This window comes from Acinetobacter sp. CIP 64.2 (assembly GCF_000369645.1).
Classification (GTDB): Bacteria; Pseudomonadota; Gammaproteobacteria; order Pseudomonadales; family Moraxellaceae; genus Acinetobacter.
Genome location: NZ_KB850121.1, coordinates 763282 through 781608, shown reverse-complemented (window position 1 = coordinate 781608; position 18327 = coordinate 763282). Strand labels below are relative to the sequence as shown.

Genomic DNA, 18327 nt, shown 5'->3' with positions numbered 1-18327 from the left:
AAAAATACCACTACAGAAAGTGTTGTTTTTGCCTTGATTCCTCGTTAAAACTTTGAACTGATCGAGTTTTTTGCCAATTAATTTTCATTAATTTTGGCCAGTTTTATCTAGAATCAAATGAGTTCAAACCTTTGTAGGCTTTTAATTTTTAAATTCATCGCCATCATAGCATGGTGGTGGGATGGTAATTTTTATTGGTTCTGAAGTTTTTGCATAATTTATGTACACATAAAAGAAAAAACTGAATTTTATAAAAATCCGTGTAAAATATGCAGCATTTTTGAGAAATTAACAGTAGGCGGGCGAAGTATGTCGAACTCGGGCATTACTCCTTGGGTTGTTGGCAATTGGAAAATGAATCCAATGCATGCGAATGCTTTCCAATTAGTAGAAGAATTTAAACAGTTATTACAACAGGAAAATATTGCACCTGAGCAATGTCATATTGGTGTTGCGCCAACAGCAATCGCGTTAAGTGGCATTCAGATACAATTTAAAGATGCTACGAGAACAGTTTATACCGTGGCTCAAGATGTATCACGTGTCGCAGGTACAGGCGCCTATACAGGTGAAGTGAGTGCTGAACTGTTAAAGGACAGTGGAATTGAATTTGTTTTAATTGGGCATTCTGAGCGCCGTGAACTCTTCGGTGACGATGTTGAAATTTTAAAAGCTAAATTACAAAATGCCTTAACGGCTGGCCTGACCATTATATATTGCGTAGGTGAAAGTCTAGAACAACGTGAGCAGGGCGCAGCAGAGCAAGTGGTATTGCAACAAATTTGTGATATTGCGGCAGTGGTAAAAGCTGACCAATGGCAAAATATTGTGATAGCGTATGAACCGATCTGGGCAATTGGAACAGGAAAAACAGCATCTCCTGCCGATGCTCAGGCGATGCATGCAAAAATTCGTGAAGGCTTGAAGCAAATCACAACATTCGGTGCAGAGATGGCAATCCTCTATGGGGGGAGTGTAAAAGCCGAGAATGCGGTTGAGTTGGCTGCATGTCCAGATATTAATGGTGCTTTGGTTGGTGGTGCATCTTTAAATGCACAATCGTTCTACCAAATCTCAAAAGCATTTGCGCAAAGCAAATAACGAGGAAGAGAGATGTATAGTTTTATACTCGTTGTACATATCATTTTAGCAATTCTAATTATTGCTTTGGTATTGGTGCAACAAGGTAAAGGTGCAGAAGCAGGTGCATCATTTGGTGGTGGCGGTGCTGCAACCGTATTTGGTGCTTCAGGTGCAGGCAACTTTTTAACTCGTTTAACCGCGATTTTTACGGCATTGTTTTTTGTGACCAGTTTGACTCTGGCTGTATTTGCCAAAAAGCAAACGACGGATGCTTATAGTTTGAAAACTGTTCAAACAACCACATCTGCGCCAGCGACATCGCCTGAAACTTCATCAAACGCACCAAAAACAACTGAATAAGTTGAATTAGTTCTTTCCTTTTTGTACTTGAAGGGCTAGAATGCGTCCCACAAACTGCGGTGGTGGTGGAATTGGTAGACACGCTACCTTGAGGTGGTAGTGCTTTCGGGCGTGGGGGTTCAAGTCCCCCCTTCCGCACCAAACTTAATAACCAGTTAAGTTCGGTGTATGCAGTGTTTGTGTTGATGCGGGATGGAGCAGTCTGGTAGCTCGTCGGGCTCATAACCCGAAGGTCGTTGGTTCAAATCCAGCTCCCGCTACCATTTGATTAAGGTGCAACTTAATCAAGCAAATGTAGAGAAAACTCAAATTGACTTTTTTTTATATTTGTATATAATTTTTGCACGTTGATGCGGGATGGAGCAGTCTGGTAGCTCGTCGGGCTCATAACCCGAAGGTCGTTGGTTCAAATCCAGCTCCCGCTACCAAGTTTCTAAAAAGAGGCTCACAATAAGGTGGGCCTTTTTGCACAGTGGGCTATGCTTTTCTGTGTATCATAGGGGCGATTACGCCCTTTTTTATTGGTTGTTTAGCTATCGTGTAGTTGTTCGACATCAATTGGTCAAATAGTCGTGCTTCACTATACGGTTAAGATTGATTGGCTCGTATAAGAGCGACGAGAGTAAATGAAATTATCAAACAAGTCTCAAGCATTGCATGATCTTATCGCACCAGCTGTGGCTGCATGTGGTGTAGATCTGTGGGGGATTGAATTCCTGCCACAAGGTAAACGTTCTTTATTACGCATTTATATAGATAAAGCGGTTGATGAAAACGCAGAACCTGTCCTCAATGAAGATGGTGAAGTTGAACTCGGGCGTGGTATTGGCGTTCAAGATTGTGTGTTAGTCACACAACAAGTGGGTGCAATGCTTGATGTCCATGATCCAATTTCGGGTGAGTATGCTTTGGAAGTATCATCACCAGGTTGGGATCGTCCATTTTTCCAACTTAATCAGCTACCTGCCTATATCGGGCAACAAGTGGCTTTACGATTAATTGCTGCTGTCGAGAACCGTCGTAAATTCCAGGCAAAATTACTTTCTGTTGACTTAGAAAATGAGTTGATTCAAGTTGAAGTTGAAGGTAATCATGTGCTTGAAATTGATAGTAATAATATTGATAAAGCAAATTTAATCTATCAAGACTAATATTAACTTAATTTTATAAGAAATCGGTAGGTGACTTATGGGCCGCGAAATTCTTACCGTTGCAGAAACGGTTAGTAATGAAAAAGGTGTTAGTCGTGAAGCGATCTTCCAAGCGTTAGAGCAAGCACTGGTTGCGGCAACGAAGAAAAAGTTTTACGAAGGCACGCGTTCAGAAGAAGCTCAGCTTCGTGTTGAGATTGATCGTAAAACAGGTGATTACCGTACATTCCGTCAATGGACTGTTGTTGCGGATGAAGATCATGAAATGCCAGCATGCCAAGATGCAATTTCTGATGTAGATCCATCACAATGGTCGATTGGTGATGTGCGCGAGTTGGAAGTCGAATCAATTGAGTTTGGTCGTATCGCTGCGCAAATCGCAAAACAAGTGATCGTGCAAAAGATTCGTGAAGCAGAGCGTGCACTTGTTGCCGATGCTTATGAGTCTAAAGTGGGTGAGTTGATTTACGGTGAAGTGAAAAAGCAAACCAAAGATGGCTTTATCATTGATCTGGGTGACAACGCTGAAGCGTATTTAGCGCGTGAAGAAACCATTCACAAAGAAATTTTACGTCCTAAACAGCGTATCAATGCAATTTTATATAACGTTAACCGTGAAGGTCGTGGTGCACAATTATTATTGTCTCGCGCACGTCCAGAGATGTTGATTGCTTTAATGAAAAAAGAAATTCCAGAAATTTCTGAAGAAATCATTGAAATTAAAGCAGCAGCGCGTCAGCCAGGTGTTCGTGCTAAAATTGCAGTGAAAACCAATGACCATCGTATTGACCCAGTGGGTGCATGTATTGGTATGCGTGGTACACGTATCCAGGCTGTACAACAAGAGTTGAATGGTGAGCGTATTGATGTGGTGGTGTGGTCTGATGATCCGGCGCAATATATTGCAAGCGCATTAGAGCCTGCAGATGTGTCTGGTATTGTTTTAGATGAAGATGCACGTAGTGCCGATATCATCTTCGCAACCAATGATCAATTGGCGCGCGCGATTGGTTCGCAAGGGCAAAATGTTCGTTTAGCATCGGAATTGACGGGTTATAAACTCGACATGATGCTAGAAGAAGAGTATCGTGCTCGTCAGCAAAATGAAGCACAGCAATATTTAGATATGTTTATTACACGTCTTGATATTGAAGAAGATTTGGCAATGGCTTTAGTTGAAATGGGCTTCACTTCATTAGAAGAGATTGCGTATGTTCCAGCGGAAACATTTGACGAAATCGAGCTTGAGGCTGATTTAGTTGAATTGCTGCAAAGCCGTGCGAAAGAAGCTGCTTTGACGGATGCACTGAAACAGCAAGAAAATATTCAAGAGCCAAGTGCAGAACTTCTCGGTATGGAAGGTATGACGACTGAGATTGCATATGCATTGGCGGCGCGTGGTGTGGTTACTGTTGATGATTTGGCAGACCAGGCAACTGATGATATCTCTGATATCGAAGGTTTAGGTCATGACAAAGCGGGTCAGTTAATCATGAAAGCACGTGAATCATGGTTTAACTAGGAGATAATAGATGACGGACAAGTCGATTCAAGAGTTAGCGCTCAGCGTAGAACGTCCTGTAGAGAAACTCCTAGAGCAGGTTCGCGAAGCAGGTCTACCACAGCGTAAAGCAGATGACATTATTACCACTGAACAGCAAGATACTTTGGTCAATCACTTGAAAAAAGTACATGGTCAGGAAAGTGGTAACACAGGAAAGATTGCGTTGAAACGTAAAACAACGAGTACTGCTAAAGTAACAAGTACTTCAGGTAAGGCAAAAAGCATTAATGTTGAAGTTCGCAAAAAACAAGTTTTTGCGAAGCCAAATCCAGAGTTACTTGCTGCAGAAGCAAAAGCGCGTGTAGAAGCTGATGCAAAAGTCCGTGCTGAACAAAAAGTACGTGACGAAGCAGATCAAAAAGCACGTCATAGCGCTGAACAAAAAGCCAATGCAACTTTAGAAGCGATGCGTGCTGCGCATACTTCTGACAGTTCAGGTCAAGCGCCAGCAAAAACCGCAGTTGTGGTGAAAAAGCGTAATAGCGACAAGGTTATTAAAGCCCCTGTTGTTCGACCGACTGAAACACCAGAACAAAAGAAAGCGCGTGAAGAGCAAACTGCTCAGTTGAAAGCAACTGAGGAAGCGGTACGTCGTAAAGCGGCTGAAGAAGCACAACAACGTACGCTTGAACAAATGCGTCAGATGGCATCAAAATATTCAAATGATGATGCAACTGCAACGATTCGCGTAATCGATGATTCACCTTTAGCCGCTGGTCTTGTTGGTCAAGCGTATGAAGATTCTTTTAACAAAGAAGACCGTGAAATCAAGCGTGGTGGTGCAACTGCAAATCCGCGTGCTGGTAAGAAAGGTGGTCGCGGTGGTGATGCACAGTCTGAACAAAGTTTCAGCAAGAGCCATCATAAGCGCGGCTTGAAAACCAGCCAGGCGAATAAACATGGTTTTGAAAAACCTGTTAAAAAGCAAGTTTATGATGTTGAGATTGGCGAAAAAATCATTGTTGCTGATCTTGCACAAAAAATGGCTGTTAAAGTTCGTGAAGTAATCAAGACCCTCATGAAAATGGGTGAGCTTGTGACTCAGAACCAAGCCATTGATCAAGATACAGCAGTACTTGTGGTTGAAGAGTTAGGCCACAATCCGGTATTGGTATCGGATACGCAAGCAGAAGACAACTTATTGGTTGCTGCTGAAGAAGCACGTGGTGAGCAAACCACTCGTCCACCAGTGGTAACGATCATGGGTCACGTTGACCATGGTAAAACGTCATTACTGGATCGTATCCGTCGCTCTAAAGTGGCAGCGGGTGAAGCGGGTGGCATTACCCAGCATATCGGTGCTTATCACGTTGAAACTGAGAAAGGAATTATCACTTTCTTGGATACACCAGGACACGCAGCATTTACCTCTATGCGTGCGCGTGGTGCAAAAGCGACTGATATCGTGGTACTTGTTGTTGCGGCTGATGATGGTGTAATGCCACAAACAGCAGAAGCAATTGACCATGCGCGTGCAGCTGGTACGCCAATTATTGTTGCCATCAACAAAATGGACAAAGAGTCAGCTGATGTAGACCGTGTCTTAAACGAATTGACCACCAAGGGTATCGTACCTGAAGAGTGGGGCGGTGATGTGCCAATTGCCAAAGTATCAGCACACTCAGGTGCGGGTATCGACGGTTTGCTTGATCTCATCCTGATCCAAGCTGAATTGATGGAGCTTAAAGCTTCAGCAGAAGGTGCGGCGCAAGGTGTGGTGATTGAAGCACGTGTCGACAAAGGTCGCGGTGCGGTAACGTCGATTCTGGTACAAAACGGTACCTTGAACATTGGTGACTTGGTTCTTGCAGGTTCATCTTATGGTCGTGTTCGTGCAATGTCAGATGAAAATGGTCAACGTATTACCTCTGCAGGCCCTTCGATTCCTGTTGAAATCTTAGGTCTGCCAGAAGCGCCAATGGCGGGTGATGAAGTTCTTGTGGTCAATGACGAGAAGAAAGCACGTGAAGTTGCTGATGCTCGTGCAGATCGCGAACGTCAAAAACGTCTTGAGCGTGCGAGCTCAATGCGCCTTGAAAACATCATGGCATCAATGGGCAAGAAAGATGTTCCTACCGTTAACGTGGTACTCAAAACTGATGTACGCGGTACTTTAGAAGCATTGCATGTTGCGCTTGATGAACTTGCGACGGATGAAGTTAAAGTTCGCGTCATCGGTTCTGGCGTAGGTGCAATCACTGAGTCAGATGTGACTTTGGCTGAATCTTCAGAAGCAGTATTGTTAGGCTTCAACGTACGTGCAGACAATACTGCGCGTCAGAAAGCTGACCAAGATGGTATCGATATTCGTTACTACAGCATCATCTATCAATTGATTGATGATGTAAAAGCTGCAATGAGCGGTAAGCTTGCACCTGAACACCGTGAAACTATTCTGGGTGTTGCGGAAGTGCGTGAAGTATTCCACTCAAGTAAGTTTGGTGCTGCAGCGGGCTGTATGGTACTTGAAGGTGTATTGCACCGTAACAAGCCAATTCGCGTATTACGTGATGACGTGGTTGTATTCCAAGGTGAGCTTGAGTCTCTTCGCCGCTATAAAGAAGTGGTTGAAGAAGTTCGTGCCGGTATGGAATGTGGTCTTGCAGTCAAAGGCTATAAAGACATCAAAGCACAAGATAAGATCGAAGTGTATGATGTTCAATTGATTAAACGGAGTCTTTAATGGCGGGTAGCCAACGCTTAAAGCGCATGGCGGATTCAGTACAACGTGAGTTGTCTGAACTGATCCGTCAGGAGCTTAAAGATCCACGTCTGGGTGGTCTGGTGACCATCTCAGCCGTGAAAGTTAGTGCAGATATGGGTTATGCCGAAGTTTATGTCACGGTAATGGGACGTGAACTCGGTGATGATCAGAGTGAGGCGGCGAATAAAGAAACCCTAGATGTCTTGAATAAAGCGTCTGGTTTCTTACGCCATGAATTGAGTCGTCGTATCAAAACACGTGTGACGCCTCGTTTACGTTTTCACTATGACAAAACCAATGCCTACGGCAACTATATGTTTGGTCTGATTGCTGAAGCTGTGAAGGATTTACCTGAACAAGAGCAAGACGAACAAAAGTAAATAGATATAAAAAAAGCCACCTTCGGGTGGCTTTTTTATTGCGAGGCTTTAATTAGTCTTTTTTCAGCGGGTAGCGACGATAGCGTTGCCAAGGCAGAGGACGATTGAGTGCTTCTGGTACATCACCACTGGTTGAGCGTAAGCGGAGGTGAATCGCAGCTTGCGCCATCAAATTTGCCGATACGGGTGCAGTGATAAAGGCAAACAAGGTAATCAACAACTCAGCAAAACCAAAACGACCATGCATTGCTGCAAATATCATGGCTGCAATGAGGAAGCTACCGAGCCCCAAGGTACTCGATTTGGTGGGGGCATGCAGGCGCATAAATAAGTCGGGGAGGCGAATCATGCCGATCGAACCGATCAGCATAAAGAATGCGCCAAATACCACAAAAAATGAAACGACAATTTCAAGGATGAGTTGCATGGTGAAGCTCCTTAATCGATCACATGGCCCGTTGTGAAATAACGGGCAAGTGCAGCAGTAGAGACAAAGCCAAGCATGGCAACCAAAAGTGCACCTTCAAATAAATTAGTGCTGACCCAATAGATACCTAAGACTACAATCAGGCAGGTCGCATTGAGAAAGAGCGTGTCTAAAGCCAGCAAACGGTCAATCACTGAAGGGCCTGCAATCAAGCGAATCAAGCACAGAAACATAGAGATGGTAATGGCAATTAAGCCGATACCCAGTGCATAAGGTAAAATAGTCATTTGGTTGCTCCTTCTGCAGTCTTGACATCAAAGATTTCAATTAAAGGTGCTTCGTAGCGCTTTTTAATCTCTTGAATGTCGAGTTCAGTATCATCGGAACTGAGTGCATGTACCAGAATATCACCACGTTCCTGATCGATTCCGGCTGAAACCGTTCCGGGTGTGGTGGTGATAATCATTGCAAGTAAGGTGTTGACTTGTTCATGTTCAGTTTCTAAGGGGACGCGATACCATTTGGGGTGTAGTTGATCCATGGGGCCAAGCACCATTTTGGCCACACGGAAATTAGATATCACAATATCCCACAGCACGACAAAGACCAGTTTAATGGCAGGAAGCCAGTGAATATGTGGCGTTCTGGCAATAAATGGACTGACTAAACGGGCAATCAGCACCGCCAGAATCACTGCCATTAAAATGTCCGTCAGATCCAGACTATGCGCCAGCATCAACCAGCTTAAAAAAATCAGAACAGACACAAATGGATGGGGGAACCAACGCTCAAGCAAAGATGGTTTTTGCATTAGTGATCCTCCATTGGTTTAAGCTGTGTGCTATTCGGAATGGTCGGTGCGTGTAGAACTTGTTCCGCAATTTGACGTTGCTTGTACTCAGAAATATGCCCACCTTGCAATGTTGGCTTAGAAATAATATCTGGGATCAACAGTGCATTGGCATCTTCAACTTCACCACCATATTTGGTTTCTGGTAAGTAGCTTGGATCATACGGTTGAACGCTGATTGGACGACCTTGTGCATCATGTTTCAGAATGGTTTGGTTATAAAGTGCATGATTCTGAATTTGCTGTGCAGTTGCAAGCGTGTAGTTCTGAATCGGTGCAGCACAAACCACATACAGCATTAAGGCGCCGAGCAGGAAATAAATTGCTGTATCGTTACGTTTCGGCGCAACTTCAGGCAAGGCTTGATATTCTGTATAAGCCGCTTCTTTTTGATCCTCTTCGGGCGGTGTCGCTCGCCAGAACAGAATAAAACCGACCCGTGTCATGGCAATAATGCTGAGCAGGCTCACAATCAGAATCACCGCGATAATCCAGCCTTGATAAGGGGTTTCGGCGGTGGCCTGCAAGATAAAGACTTTACCTAAGAAGCCACTAAATGGAGGCAGGCCTGCCATCATGAGGGCGATGGTAAAGTAAGTAAAGGCAGCGGCTTTTTCCTGTTTGATTCGTGGTGCAACTTTTAAATGATCTTTAAAAGCACCACGTTGTGACGTCATCCAGCCACAGAATAAATAGAATGCTGCAGCAATCAGTGTGCTGTGAACCAAATAATACAGTGCTGCTGCCCATGCGTGGGTATTAAACATGGCAATGGCAATCAGCAGTGTGCCAATCGAGGACAGCACCATAAAACCGACAAAACGACGTAAACGTTCTGCACCAATGGCACCAATTACACCATATAGCGAAGTCACTAAACCAATAATTAACAGGCAGTTTTTGAAAATACTTTGCGCCATGGCTTCATCGAAAACGGTGCCATTGACACGTAAGATGGCATAAATTCCGACTTTGGTCATGATGGTGAACAGTGCTGCTACTGGTGTACTGGCAACCGCATAGGTTTTGGGTAACCAGAAACCGACAGGTAACATTGCGGCTTTAATTCCGAATACCACAAACAGCAGTAATCCACCCGCAACAGCAAGTTTGTATTGGTCACCATCCAGTGTTGGAACAAGACGACCCACATCGGTCATGTTTAAACTGCCCACACTGCCATAAATCATGCCTAAACCAATCAGGAACAGGGCAGAGGCCAACAGGTTAATGGTGACGTAATGAATCCCAAGCTGAAAACGTGGACGACCTTGACCGTGCAATAACAGCACATAAGATGCCATCAGCAGGATTTCAAAAAACACGAATAAGTTAAACAAGTCGCCTGTGAGAAATGCCCCTGTGATTCCCATGAGTAGAAAATGCACCATGGCATGGAAATAACGACCGCGGGTGTCCCAGTTCTCACTTGCATACCAGACCACAGGGACGGCAAGAACATAGGTAAGCACCAGCATAAAGGCTGATAAGCGATCAAGGACTAACACGATACCAAAGGGTGCAGACCATTCACTGAGTTGATAAACCGTAATTTGTCCTGTACTGGCAATACTTAAATAGCTAATTGCTGTAATTAAGCCGAGCACCACAGAGGTGAGACTGATGCCACGACGCCAAGGTTGGCGCCAATCCTGTTTTAAAGAACCTGCACCTGGATTGCCCAATAACACCAGAATAAAACTGGTGAATGCTGGAATTAAAATGCTGATAATTGGAGCATGAGCATGCCAGAAACTATAAAAATCAAACATTATGGCTCATCCTCACGTGGGTCATAAGTCAAAGTAGGCTCTTCTTTAGAGTCGACATGGTCTGTCCCAGATTCATAACGACTGCGTAATGCAAGTTGCACGATAAAGGCTGTGGTTGCGAAACCAATCACAATCGCCGTTAATACCAGTGCTTGAGGGAGTGGGTCGGTCACCTTGGTGGTTTGCGTCAATACGGCAGGTGCATTGATCTGCAAACGTCCCATGGCAAACAAAAATAGATTCACGGCATAACCAATCATGGCCAAGCCGAGGACCACAGGAAATGTTCTGGCACGTAAAATTAAATAAATACCTGTTGCGGTCAACAAGCCGATCCCGGAAGCGAGTAAAAATTCAATACTAATCATTTCGTTTATCTCCACTTGGGATTGGACCTGACATACTGGAATGACGTGAATCACCTAAGACCGAAATTAACAACATCGCAGCACCAACAACGGTAATGTAGACCCCGGTATCAAATGCAACTGCGGAAGCGAGGTGCATTTTTCCGAGCAAAGGTGCCTCGACATAAATATGTGCACTGGTCAAGAACGGACGTGCCCAGAACCAGGCTGCAATGCCTGTAAGGCCCGCAATGGTTAAGCCTGAACCAATCCAAAGTTCATAGAGACGCCCCGATTTTGCTTTGAGCATCTGTTCGGTTTGGTCCTGCCCTAATACGATATATTGAATGACTAGCGCCATAGAGGTGATTAGACCTGCGATAAAGCCCCCTCCTGGAAGATTGTGCCCACGCATGAAGATATAAACACTCACCACTAAGGCGAGCGGCAATATCCAGGAAGCTGTGATACGTAACATCAGTGGAGACGGGTTAAAGCGATAGGTGAGGCCTTGTGTCATGGTAGTCCCATGCGCACGCATGCCATCCATCAGACAGAGTGCACCGATTGCTGCAATCCCGAGAACGCTAATTTCACCGAAGGTATCGAAACCACGGAAGTCAACCAAGATCACATTGACGACATTCGAACCGCCGCCAAGTGGAATCGCTTGCTGTAAAAAGAACCATGAGATTGAATTGTGGTCACGGGTTAACAGCAACCAGGTAATCCAGCCAATTCCTAAGCCACCTGCGATGGCAAGGCTGGCATCACGCCAACGACGTGAACGACTCGATTCATAAGGCGTAAGTTGTGGTAAAAGCGATAAACTCATTAACAGTAAAACGGTTGTCACCACATCAACCGTGATTTGGGTCAATGCCAAGTCTGGTGCAGACAGCGTTACAAAGACCATGGTCACGACCAGACCGACAGCACCACTGATCAGTACCGCTTTGATGCGTTCATGGTGGAACCACAGCATCATCCAGCAGGCAGAGAACAAGGTGAGCCAGAGTACAATGGCGATCCATGGCGCATGCGTCAGTTCACGGGTACCTGTAGTTAGACCTTGGTTAAAGAGTGGTAAGCCGACCATGACGATGCTGAACAGCACAATCCAGAGCAGATAGCTTTGTAGAGAGCCATTTTCAGTGCTTTGTTTGATTTTACGACTGGTTAACAATAAATGCTTAAGGAACAAATCAAACAGAATCTTGCCTTGGAATTTTCCAAGATAAGGATCGAGGTCGATTTTGCGGATACGTCCCTCTTTTGCCAGTGCAAAGTAGAAAATTGATCCGCCAATTAAGGCAATCAGACTCATGATGAGTGGTGCATTAACCCCATGCCAAATCGCAAGGTGTACGCCTTCAAATTCAGGCTGTGCCAAACTGGCACGGGTCACGCTGTTGACCATAGTGCCTGCAAATAGGGCAGGGAGGATACCCACTAAAATACATAAGCTCGCCAGAATAATGGCGGGTAAGCGCATACCCAAAGGAGGTTCGTGTGCATCTTTATTGGGAACATGCTTGCCGATAGGCCCGTCAAAGAACACACCATGTACCAGACGAATCGAATAACTGACTGCGAAAATACCCGCTAAGGTTGCGACGATGGCTGAAATCACCATCACTGGACCAGATAAGTTGGCCAGTAGTTCGGTAAAAAACATCTCTTTCGAGATAAAACCATTGGTTAATGGTACACCCGCCATTGAGGCAGCGGTGATCATGGTTAAGGTTCCAGTGAAAGGAAGGAGCTGCCAGATACCACTCAGCTTGCGTAAATCACGCGTGCCAGTTTCATGGTCAATAATCCCTGCAATCATGAACAAGGCAGCTTTAAAAGTTGCATGGTTAATGATATGGAAAATTGCAGCTGCAACGGCAAGTGGAGAACCAATGCCGAGTAAGCAGACAATCAAACCCAAATGGCTGATGGTTGAATAAGCCAGTAAACCTTTCAGGTCTTCCTTGAAGATGGCAAAACCTGCGGCCATACACAAGGTGAACAGGCCGACAAAAGTCACGATATTGTGATATAACGCAGCACCAATAAAAATAGGTGCTAAACGTGCCAACAAGAAAATCCCAGCTTTGACCATCGTTGCAGAATGCAGATAGGCTGACACCGGGGTAGGTGCCGCCATTGCATTCGGTAACCAAAAATGGAACGGGAACTGAGCGCTTTTGGTAAATGCACCTAACAGAATAAGCAGTAAGGCGGGCACAAAAAGCGCATGCTGTTGAATGGTATCTTTCATCAGCACCAATTGATCAATTTGGTAGGTTCCGGTGATTTGTCCAATCAGTACAAATCCCCCCAGCATGGCCAGCCCCCCCATACCGGTGATGGTTAAAGCCATACGTGCGCCACGTTGGGCTGCCTCGTATTGACTCCAGTAACCCACAAGCAGGAAAGAAGAAATACTGGTCAGTTCCCAAAATACCAACAAGATAATCAGGTTGTTCGAGAGTGAAATGCCCAGCATGGCTGCCATGAACAGCATCAATAACTGGTACAGTTTACTCAGGGAGTTTTTAGGACTCAGATAATAATAGGCATAAATATAAATGAGCGTGCCGATACCGCTAATCAGCAGACCAAACAATAAACCTAATGCATCTAGGCGAAAACTCAGATTAATTCCAAGCTGTGGAAGCCAGTCCCAGCTTTGTTGCAGGGGATTGCCCTGTAGAACCGTTTCTGCCTGAGTCAGAAGTAAAATAAAACAACTAAGGCTGATCCCAATCGCCCCAAGTGCCGTCACGCCACGCGAAATACGCTGTAATTGTGAGACAAGGGTGGTGCCGAGTATGAGCGGTAATAAGATAATAATCGGTAGCACACTGGTATCCATGTCGATGATTTAGGTCGAAGACCTAAGGGGTGAATTTTCTTTCAAGACTTACAGGCACTCAAAGAGAATACCAAAAACTTTAAATCTTGAAGCCCAATCAAGTTAACGGAGGCAGCAAGTTGTATTGCACAACTTGAAAATAAAAAAATGCGATTTATTTTACTATAAACAGACTGTAAAAACTTAATGTTATTACATGAAACTAACAACATCATTTCATTGAAAACATTTCAATTTTCACTTTTTGATACACCTTTATAACGGGCTTTCTTGGGGTGTATCATCAATTTTAAGTAAGTGAAGTAAGTTGGTCTTTTCTTGCTCGTTTAGGTCTTGAATTTGCTGAAATAAATCATCGACTTTGTTGGTTGGAGGGTCAGCTTGTAGCAAGGTGTGGGTTGGAACAGAATCCGTGCTTTCGGCTTGTGATAAGGTCTGATATAAATTCGAAAGCTGTTGTTGTGATGCTTGCAGATTGAGTTGGTAGATTCCTTTTTGATCGAGTTTTAAACATTGATAATGTAAGGCATGTTCAAGCAATGCATCTCGATTGCCTGTAACAATAATTTGTAGGCAAGGAAAAGCCTGATGTAAACGTTCTAAAATTTCAGCACAGTGACTTTGATCCAGTTGATGATCAACCTGATCTATCATGAGAATACCTTCACCCTCTAGGCAGGGGTTAAAACAATGTTGATTCAATTGGCAAAGCCGTCGGCTGATATCTCCAACCAAAGCAATCCAGGTTTTAAGTGATGCGGACAGGTATTGAAAAGGAACCAGTTGCTCTTGATAGCGCACCATCAATTGCAGCTTCGGTACATACTGAATATAAATATCATCCAATTCAGGAAAAACCGTATGCAGGCTATTTTTTAAGGCATAGAGATTGGGAGCGGATAATTGTTTGGGGTGGTTAATCAGTTCCCGTTGTAATTCTTGTAAAATCTCAGATTGATTGTGCTGATTAAAATCATTCCCCATCAGCCGCCGAACAATATGTGCTGAATGGGCATTTTCAACATCACTGATCTCACGTAACCATTCAAAAAAGCGAGTAAAGGTGGTGTAGGGGACAGCTGTTAAATCGTAGGCCGAAATTTCCTGTAAAATGCCCGATGTATTTTTGCTCTGTAGATTGATGTCTTGTACAAAGCGTTCTGCGGGGTAATAAGCGATCAATGGCAAGCCAAATAAGGGGTCTTGCTGTCCTGTTCTTTGGTACAGGCTAACCATTTGATCGAGTTGCTGAGTTTCGACCTGACTAATACCAACACTTTGACTATTAAAGGTTTTGTAGAGTTTCCAAGCGCAACTGTGGGTGTCTGATTGCTGGGCGGAGCTACTCTCGACCAGATTACCAGCCAGTTCCTGACTCATGTGAACCTGAATTTCAATTTTTGCTTGTAGGCGATTCAGCATAATATCTTGATCAGCAATCACCACGCCAGCAGTACGAATATCTTTATAGCGTGCAGAAAACCAGGTCAGGCTTTGATAGATATTTTTTAGAATAGTGCTTTTGCCTGTCGCCTGATCGCCCAAAATCAGGGTAATAGGGTATTGCTCTGGATCAAACTCGAGATCTAGCTCTCGAAACATGCCAATATGTTTAAAGTGAACCGATTCAAGTTGCATAAGCTGACCTCAATCATGGGCGCTTTAACCTGCGGACTGACGAAGACTTGAGGGCGCGCGCTGTTTTAATTGTTGTATTAAGTCGTATAAATGATGAATGTTTAAACTTACTTTAGCACGCGTACAGGCCACGTAAAGTAATCTTAATTCTTCATCTGTAATTTTATGTTCTAGTCCATTTATTTTAAATTGGTAATCGTCTTCGATATGCACACGATCCCACTCCAATCCTTTGGCTTTGTGCGCAGTAGAAATCACATAATCTGCTTGTTCAATCGGCGTGATTTTTGCCAGTGCTTTTTTTAGTGGTTCAGTGCCATGATCATCCACTAATTTTACTAAGGGTTTGATATCACTGCCGTCATTGGTTTCACAATATTCATGTACGTCGTGCCAAGAGTTAAACCAAGCCAGTTCAGGTACATCGGTGATACGTTTACCTTGTTTAAGTAAACTGGCGGCATCGACAAAGCGACTGAGTTTTTGATGATCTGCCTGCAGACTGACTTTATCGCCATGCACTAAACCAGACAAAAGCAATTCCATCGCTCGTGCGTTAGTACGACATAAAATCGCATCACGCATTTTGGTATGCGGTTTATTCACCACACTGGATTTTTGGTTGGGATTGCCCAGCAGGGGAACCGTTTCATTCAGTGCCCCCAGTAAACTGTTGGCAACATCGGCAATCGCTTCACCAAAACGGAAAGAAGTGGTGAGACGGCTTTCGGGTAGTGGCATTTGCTGCATGGCATTGATTGCACCACGCCATGCATAGATTTGCTGGTGAGCATCCCCAACATAAATTACTTGCGTGCTTTTCTGGCGCAGTAAGATACCCAGCATGAGCGGATCAGCATCTTGTGCTTCATCAAAAAGCACATAATCGGCAGGAATATTCGGTTCAGATAGGGCCCACAGTTTTAGATAAATATCATGCCCGATGCCAGCCTGATGATTCGGGTCAATCGATTCCAGCCAGCGTCGTTCTACCGCGGGATAGAGATGCTGTTGCAAAGCTTCAATATCATCCAGATGTAACCAACTTGGCGCCTGAATATGACGGGGTGCAGGATATTGTGAACTGGTTGAACAGAAGTAGCTGACCGCATTGGCAACCAAACTCGCCAGACGACTTGGCATCAGTACATATTTTTCATAACGCCCACCCATGAGGCGACGTAGCGTAATCGGTTCGAGACGATATTCTTTGGCAATAAAACTTGGGCTCAGGCGGGGCAGACGTAATTTGTCGGTTACTCCACGTGGAACACTACGAAAGGCCAGTGAGTGGAAGGTACGACAATTCACATTACTGTGAAACTTATTCTGGGCTTCTGAGGCGATGGCTTTGTTAAAGGCCAAATACATGCCACGCCGTTCGGGCATGGCATCACTAATCATCTGTAAGGTGGTGGTTTTACCTGTGCCAGCATAGGCAATCACTTTAAATGATTGACCGAGACGGGCGTTGTCGATGGCAATGGCTTGCTCATAAGTGGCTTTAGGTTTTTCTATATTTGACACAGGCTTTGCTTACGCTTCTTGATTACGGTTGGCTTTTTCAACTAAGCCCGATAGACCTTGGCGACGTGCCAGCTCGTCCAGTACCACTTGCGGATCAAGGTCGAAATAACCCAACATGACAATACTGTGGAACCACAGATCGGCCACTTCATAAATCAGGTCGTGTTTATTTTCTAGCGAAGCAAGCACGGCATAATCTTTGGCAGCGATAATGCTTTCGACACTTTCCTCACCGACTTTTTCTAAAATTTTATTAATGCCTTTTTTATACAGGCTGGCAACATAAGAGTTATCTGCTTCGGCATTTTTGCGTTCTTGCATCAAATGCCCGAGATAAGCAAGCACATCAACCTGTTCACTTTGAACGTGATCATGTGCTGCAACTTTGGCAGATGCGCCATAAATCGCCGTCGGATCTTTGAGTTGGGCATCTACAATTTCCCAGCCTTGTGGCGTAAGTTTGCGATAGAAGCAAGATTCACGACCGGTATGGCAAGCAATGCCACCATGCTGTTCAATTTGTAAAATAATCACATCGGCATCGCAATCCAGACGGATTTCATGCACGGTTTGAAAGTGTCCGGACTCTTCGCCTTTATGCCAGAGTTTTTGACGTGAGCGTGAGTAATACACCGCCTGATTTTTTTCAGCTGTCAGTTGTAAGGCCTCACGATTCATCCACGCAACCATTAACACTCGACCAGTTTGATGATGTTGTGCAATGGCAGGAACAAGACCATTGGAATCAAATTTAACTTCATCTAACCAGTTTGACATGAGTGAAAATCCATTGAGTGGAAAGCAGCTAGTGTAGCGTTTGTGACTAGGGTTGGCTATGCTTGTGGGGTAAAAAATAAGTTATGTGATTTTTGCATTAGATTAATAGACAGAAGTTTATAACGTTATAAATAGTAGTTAACTCATTTATTTAAATTAAATACTTTTTCAACTGGTATGAATAGGGTGTGAATCAAATTTAGAGGTATTCAGTATTGAAGAATAATGAAAATTTAGCTTGTCGAGTGTGCGGACTTATCCAATCTGAAGCCCCATGGGGTGAGGATGGGAGTACACCTAACTTTATTATTTGTGCTTGCTGTGGTACAGAATTTGGTTATGAGGATTGCACAAAAGAATCCGTAAAAGTTCAGCGTACAAAATGGTTAAATACAGGTGCAAATTGGTGGGAACTAAAGAATAAGCCGAAGCATTGGGATATTAATGCGCAATTACAAAATATCCCAATGGATTATCAATAATTTAGACACTTTGGTAGTTCGAGATTTCAATCAAATTCTGATCAGGATCTCGTAAATAGAGCGATAAAATTTTCCCCATTGCCCCAGTTCTTTCGATTGGGCCTTCAACGATATCAATATGCTGCGCTTGAAGGTGTGCCATCACTTCATTTAATGGGGTTTCTGCAATAAAACATAAATCTGCTGAACCTGCTGTCGGGCGAAGTGCTTTAGGCTCAAACTCTTTGCCCAGTTGATGAAGATTAATTTTCTGCTTGCCAAATTGCAGTGCTTTGCGGTTTTCAGCAAAGCTTATCACTTCAAAATTCAGGGCAGATTGATAAAACTGACAAGTGATTTCAATATCGGCAACGGTCAGAACCAAGTGATCTAAATGGCTAATTTTCATATATCACAGCC

General features: G+C 44.1%; 17 protein-coding genes and 3 tRNA genes. 10 read left to right on the top strand and 10 right to left on the bottom strand.

Annotated features, from left to right (window positions below):
- Positions 1 to 309 precede the first annotated feature (309 nt).
- The 9 genes from tpiA (at position 310) to F895_RS12730 (ending at position 7242) form a co-directional block, all read left to right on the top strand.
- A complete protein-coding gene (gene tpiA, locus F895_RS12690; protein ID WP_005240080.1) occupies positions 310 to 1101 on the top strand; it encodes a triose-phosphate isomerase in 792 nt (263 codons plus the stop codon).
- Positions 1102 to 1113: 12 nt separating this feature from the next.
- A complete protein-coding gene (gene secG / locus F895_RS12695; protein ID WP_004656213.1) occupies positions 1114 to 1443 on the top strand; it encodes a preprotein translocase subunit SecG in 330 nt (109 codons plus the stop codon).
- 56 nt (positions 1444 to 1499) lie between these two features.
- Positions 1500 to 1584, top strand: a tRNA-Leu gene (locus tag F895_RS12700).
- A gap of 45 nt (positions 1585 to 1629) precedes the next feature.
- A tRNA-Met gene (locus tag F895_RS12705) sits at positions 1630 to 1706 on the top strand.
- 88 nt (positions 1707 to 1794) lie between these two features.
- Positions 1795 to 1871: transfer RNA gene (locus tag F895_RS12710), tRNA-Met, on the top strand.
- A gap of 198 nt (positions 1872 to 2069) precedes the next feature.
- Positions 2070 to 2594 (top strand): ribosome maturation factor RimP, encoded by a 525-nt coding sequence (gene rimP / locus F895_RS12715; RefSeq protein ID WP_005240078.1) that lies wholly within the window; start codon positions 2070 to 2072, stop codon positions 2592 to 2594.
- A gap of 37 nt (positions 2595 to 2631) precedes the next feature.
- Positions 2632 to 4116 carry a transcription termination factor NusA gene (nusA, locus tag F895_RS12720; protein ID WP_004656210.1) on the top strand — a complete coding sequence of 495 codons (1485 nt, stop codon included), beginning with the start codon at positions 2632 to 2634 and terminating at the stop codon, positions 4114 to 4116.
- Positions 4117 to 4126: 10 nt separating this feature from the next.
- Entirely contained in the window at positions 4127 to 6841 is a 2715-nt protein-coding gene (gene infB, locus F895_RS12725; protein WP_005240075.1) for a translation initiation factor IF-2, read from the top strand.
- On the top strand, positions 6841 to 7242 hold the full coding sequence (locus F895_RS12730) for a ribosome-binding factor A (RefSeq protein WP_005240073.1): 402 nt from the start codon (positions 6841 to 6843) through the stop codon (positions 7240 to 7242). The genes infB and F895_RS12730 overlap by 1 nt, the downstream gene beginning before the upstream one ends.
- Positions 7243 to 7294: 52 nt before the next feature.
- Here F895_RS12730 and F895_RS12735 read toward each other — a convergent pair whose 3' ends face one another.
- The 9 genes from F895_RS12735 to hisIE all read right to left on the bottom strand — a co-directional run bounded on the left by F895_RS12735 (position 7295) and on the right by hisIE (position 17446).
- A complete protein-coding gene (locus F895_RS12735; RefSeq protein ID WP_005240071.1) occupies positions 7295 to 7669 on the bottom strand; it encodes a Na+/H+ antiporter subunit G in 375 nt (124 codons plus the stop codon).
- An 11-nt stretch (positions 7670 to 7680) separates the two neighbouring features.
- Positions 7681 to 7956, bottom strand: coding sequence for a monovalent cation/H+ antiporter subunit F (locus F895_RS12740; RefSeq protein ID WP_004656203.1), 276 nt, complete (start codon positions 7954 to 7956; stop codon positions 7681 to 7683).
- The gene (locus F895_RS12745) at positions 7953 to 8480 is read right to left on the bottom strand and encodes a Na+/H+ antiporter subunit E (protein ID WP_005240069.1); all 528 of its coding nucleotides are present in this window, start codon (positions 8478 to 8480) and stop codon (positions 7953 to 7955) included. Before F895_RS12745 ends, F895_RS12740 begins: the two co-directional genes overlap by 4 nt.
- Positions 8480 to 10291, bottom strand: a complete 1812-nt coding sequence (locus F895_RS12750; protein ID WP_005240067.1) for a monovalent cation/H+ antiporter subunit D — start codon at positions 10289 to 10291, stop codon at positions 8480 to 8482. Before F895_RS12750 ends, F895_RS12745 begins: the two co-directional genes overlap by 1 nt.
- A complete protein-coding gene (locus tag F895_RS12755) occupies positions 10291 to 10659 on the bottom strand; it encodes a Na+/H+ antiporter subunit C (RefSeq protein ID WP_005240065.1) in 369 nt (122 codons plus the stop codon). Before F895_RS12755 ends, F895_RS12750 begins: the two co-directional genes overlap by 1 nt.
- Positions 10652 to 13504: a monovalent cation/H+ antiporter subunit A gene (locus F895_RS12760; protein WP_005240063.1), complete on the bottom strand. Its 2853-nt coding sequence runs from the start codon at positions 13502 to 13504 to the stop codon at positions 10652 to 10654. Before F895_RS12760 ends, F895_RS12755 begins: the two co-directional genes overlap by 8 nt.
- A gap of 255 nt (positions 13505 to 13759) precedes the next feature.
- A complete protein-coding gene (locus F895_RS12765) occupies positions 13760 to 15142 on the bottom strand; it encodes an AAA family ATPase (protein ID WP_005240061.1) in 1383 nt (460 codons plus the stop codon).
- Positions 15143 to 15166: 24 nt separating this feature from the next.
- Complete coding sequence (locus tag F895_RS12770) at positions 15167 to 16669, bottom strand: UvrD-helicase domain-containing protein (RefSeq protein WP_005240058.1); 1503 nt, start codon at positions 16667 to 16669, stop codon at positions 15167 to 15169.
- Positions 16670 to 16678: 9 nt separating this feature from the next.
- Positions 16679 to 17446: a bifunctional phosphoribosyl-AMP cyclohydrolase/phosphoribosyl-ATP diphosphatase HisIE gene (hisIE, locus tag F895_RS12775; protein WP_005240057.1), complete on the bottom strand. Its 768-nt coding sequence runs from the start codon at positions 17444 to 17446 to the stop codon at positions 16679 to 16681.
- A gap of 215 nt (positions 17447 to 17661) precedes the next feature.
- Here hisIE and F895_RS12780 point away from each other — a divergent pair, with 215 nt between their 5' ends.
- Positions 17662 to 17928, top strand: a complete 267-nt coding sequence (locus F895_RS12780) for a hypothetical protein (protein WP_005240056.1) — start codon at positions 17662 to 17664, stop codon at positions 17926 to 17928.
- A 1-nt stretch (position 17929) separates the two neighbouring features.
- On the opposite strand, the gene F895_RS12785 is transcribed toward F895_RS12780, so the two are convergent.
- Complete coding sequence (locus F895_RS12785; protein WP_005240055.1) at positions 17930 to 18316, bottom strand: VOC family protein; 387 nt, start codon at positions 18314 to 18316, stop codon at positions 17930 to 17932.
- Between the last annotated feature and the right edge of the window lie 11 nt (positions 18317 to 18327).

What these genes read in the sequence shown, in the direction of transcription:
- tpiA (WP_005240080.1), top strand. Translation starts at nt 310, where the DNA reads ATGTCGAACTCGGGCATTACTCCTTGGGTTGTTGGCAATTGGAAAATG.
- secG (WP_004656213.1), top strand. Translation starts at nt 1,114, where the DNA reads ATGTATAGTTTTATACTCGTTGTACATATCATTTTAGCAATTCTAATT.
- rimP (WP_005240078.1), top strand. Translation starts at nt 2,070, where the DNA reads ATGAAATTATCAAACAAGTCTCAAGCATTGCATGATCTTATCGCACCA.
- nusA (WP_004656210.1), top strand. Translation starts at nt 2,632, where the DNA reads ATGGGCCGCGAAATTCTTACCGTTGCAGAAACGGTTAGTAATGAAAAA.
- infB (WP_005240075.1), top strand. Translation starts at nt 4,127, where the DNA reads ATGACGGACAAGTCGATTCAAGAGTTAGCGCTCAGCGTAGAACGTCCT.
- F895_RS12730 (WP_005240073.1), top strand. Translation starts at nt 6,841, where the DNA reads ATGGCGGGTAGCCAACGCTTAAAGCGCATGGCGGATTCAGTACAACGT.
- F895_RS12735 (WP_005240071.1), bottom strand. Translation starts at nt 7,669, where the DNA reads ATGCAACTCATCCTTGAAATTGTCGTTTCATTTTTTGTGGTATTTGGC.
- F895_RS12740 (WP_004656203.1), bottom strand. Translation starts at nt 7,956, where the DNA reads ATGACTATTTTACCTTATGCACTGGGTATCGGCTTAATTGCCATTACC.
- F895_RS12745 (WP_005240069.1), bottom strand. Translation starts at nt 8,480, where the DNA reads ATGCAAAAACCATCTTTGCTTGAGCGTTGGTTCCCCCATCCATTTGTG.
- F895_RS12750 (WP_005240067.1), bottom strand. Translation starts at nt 10,291, where the DNA reads ATGTTTGATTTTTATAGTTTCTGGCATGCTCATGCTCCAATTATCAGC.
- F895_RS12755 (WP_005240065.1), bottom strand. Translation starts at nt 10,659, where the DNA reads ATGATTAGTATTGAATTTTTACTCGCTTCCGGGATCGGCTTGTTGACC.
- F895_RS12760 (WP_005240063.1), bottom strand. Translation starts at nt 13,504, where the DNA reads ATGGATACCAGTGTGCTACCGATTATTATCTTATTACCGCTCATACTC.
- F895_RS12765 (WP_005240061.1), bottom strand. Translation starts at nt 15,142, where the DNA reads ATGCAACTTGAATCGGTTCACTTTAAACATATTGGCATGTTTCGAGAG.
- hisIE (WP_005240057.1), bottom strand. Translation starts at nt 17,446, where the DNA reads ATGTCAAACTGGTTAGATGAAGTTAAATTTGATTCCAATGGTCTTGTT.
- F895_RS12785 (WP_005240055.1), bottom strand. Translation starts at nt 18,316, where the DNA reads ATGAAAATTAGCCATTTAGATCACTTGGTTCTGACCGTTGCCGATATT.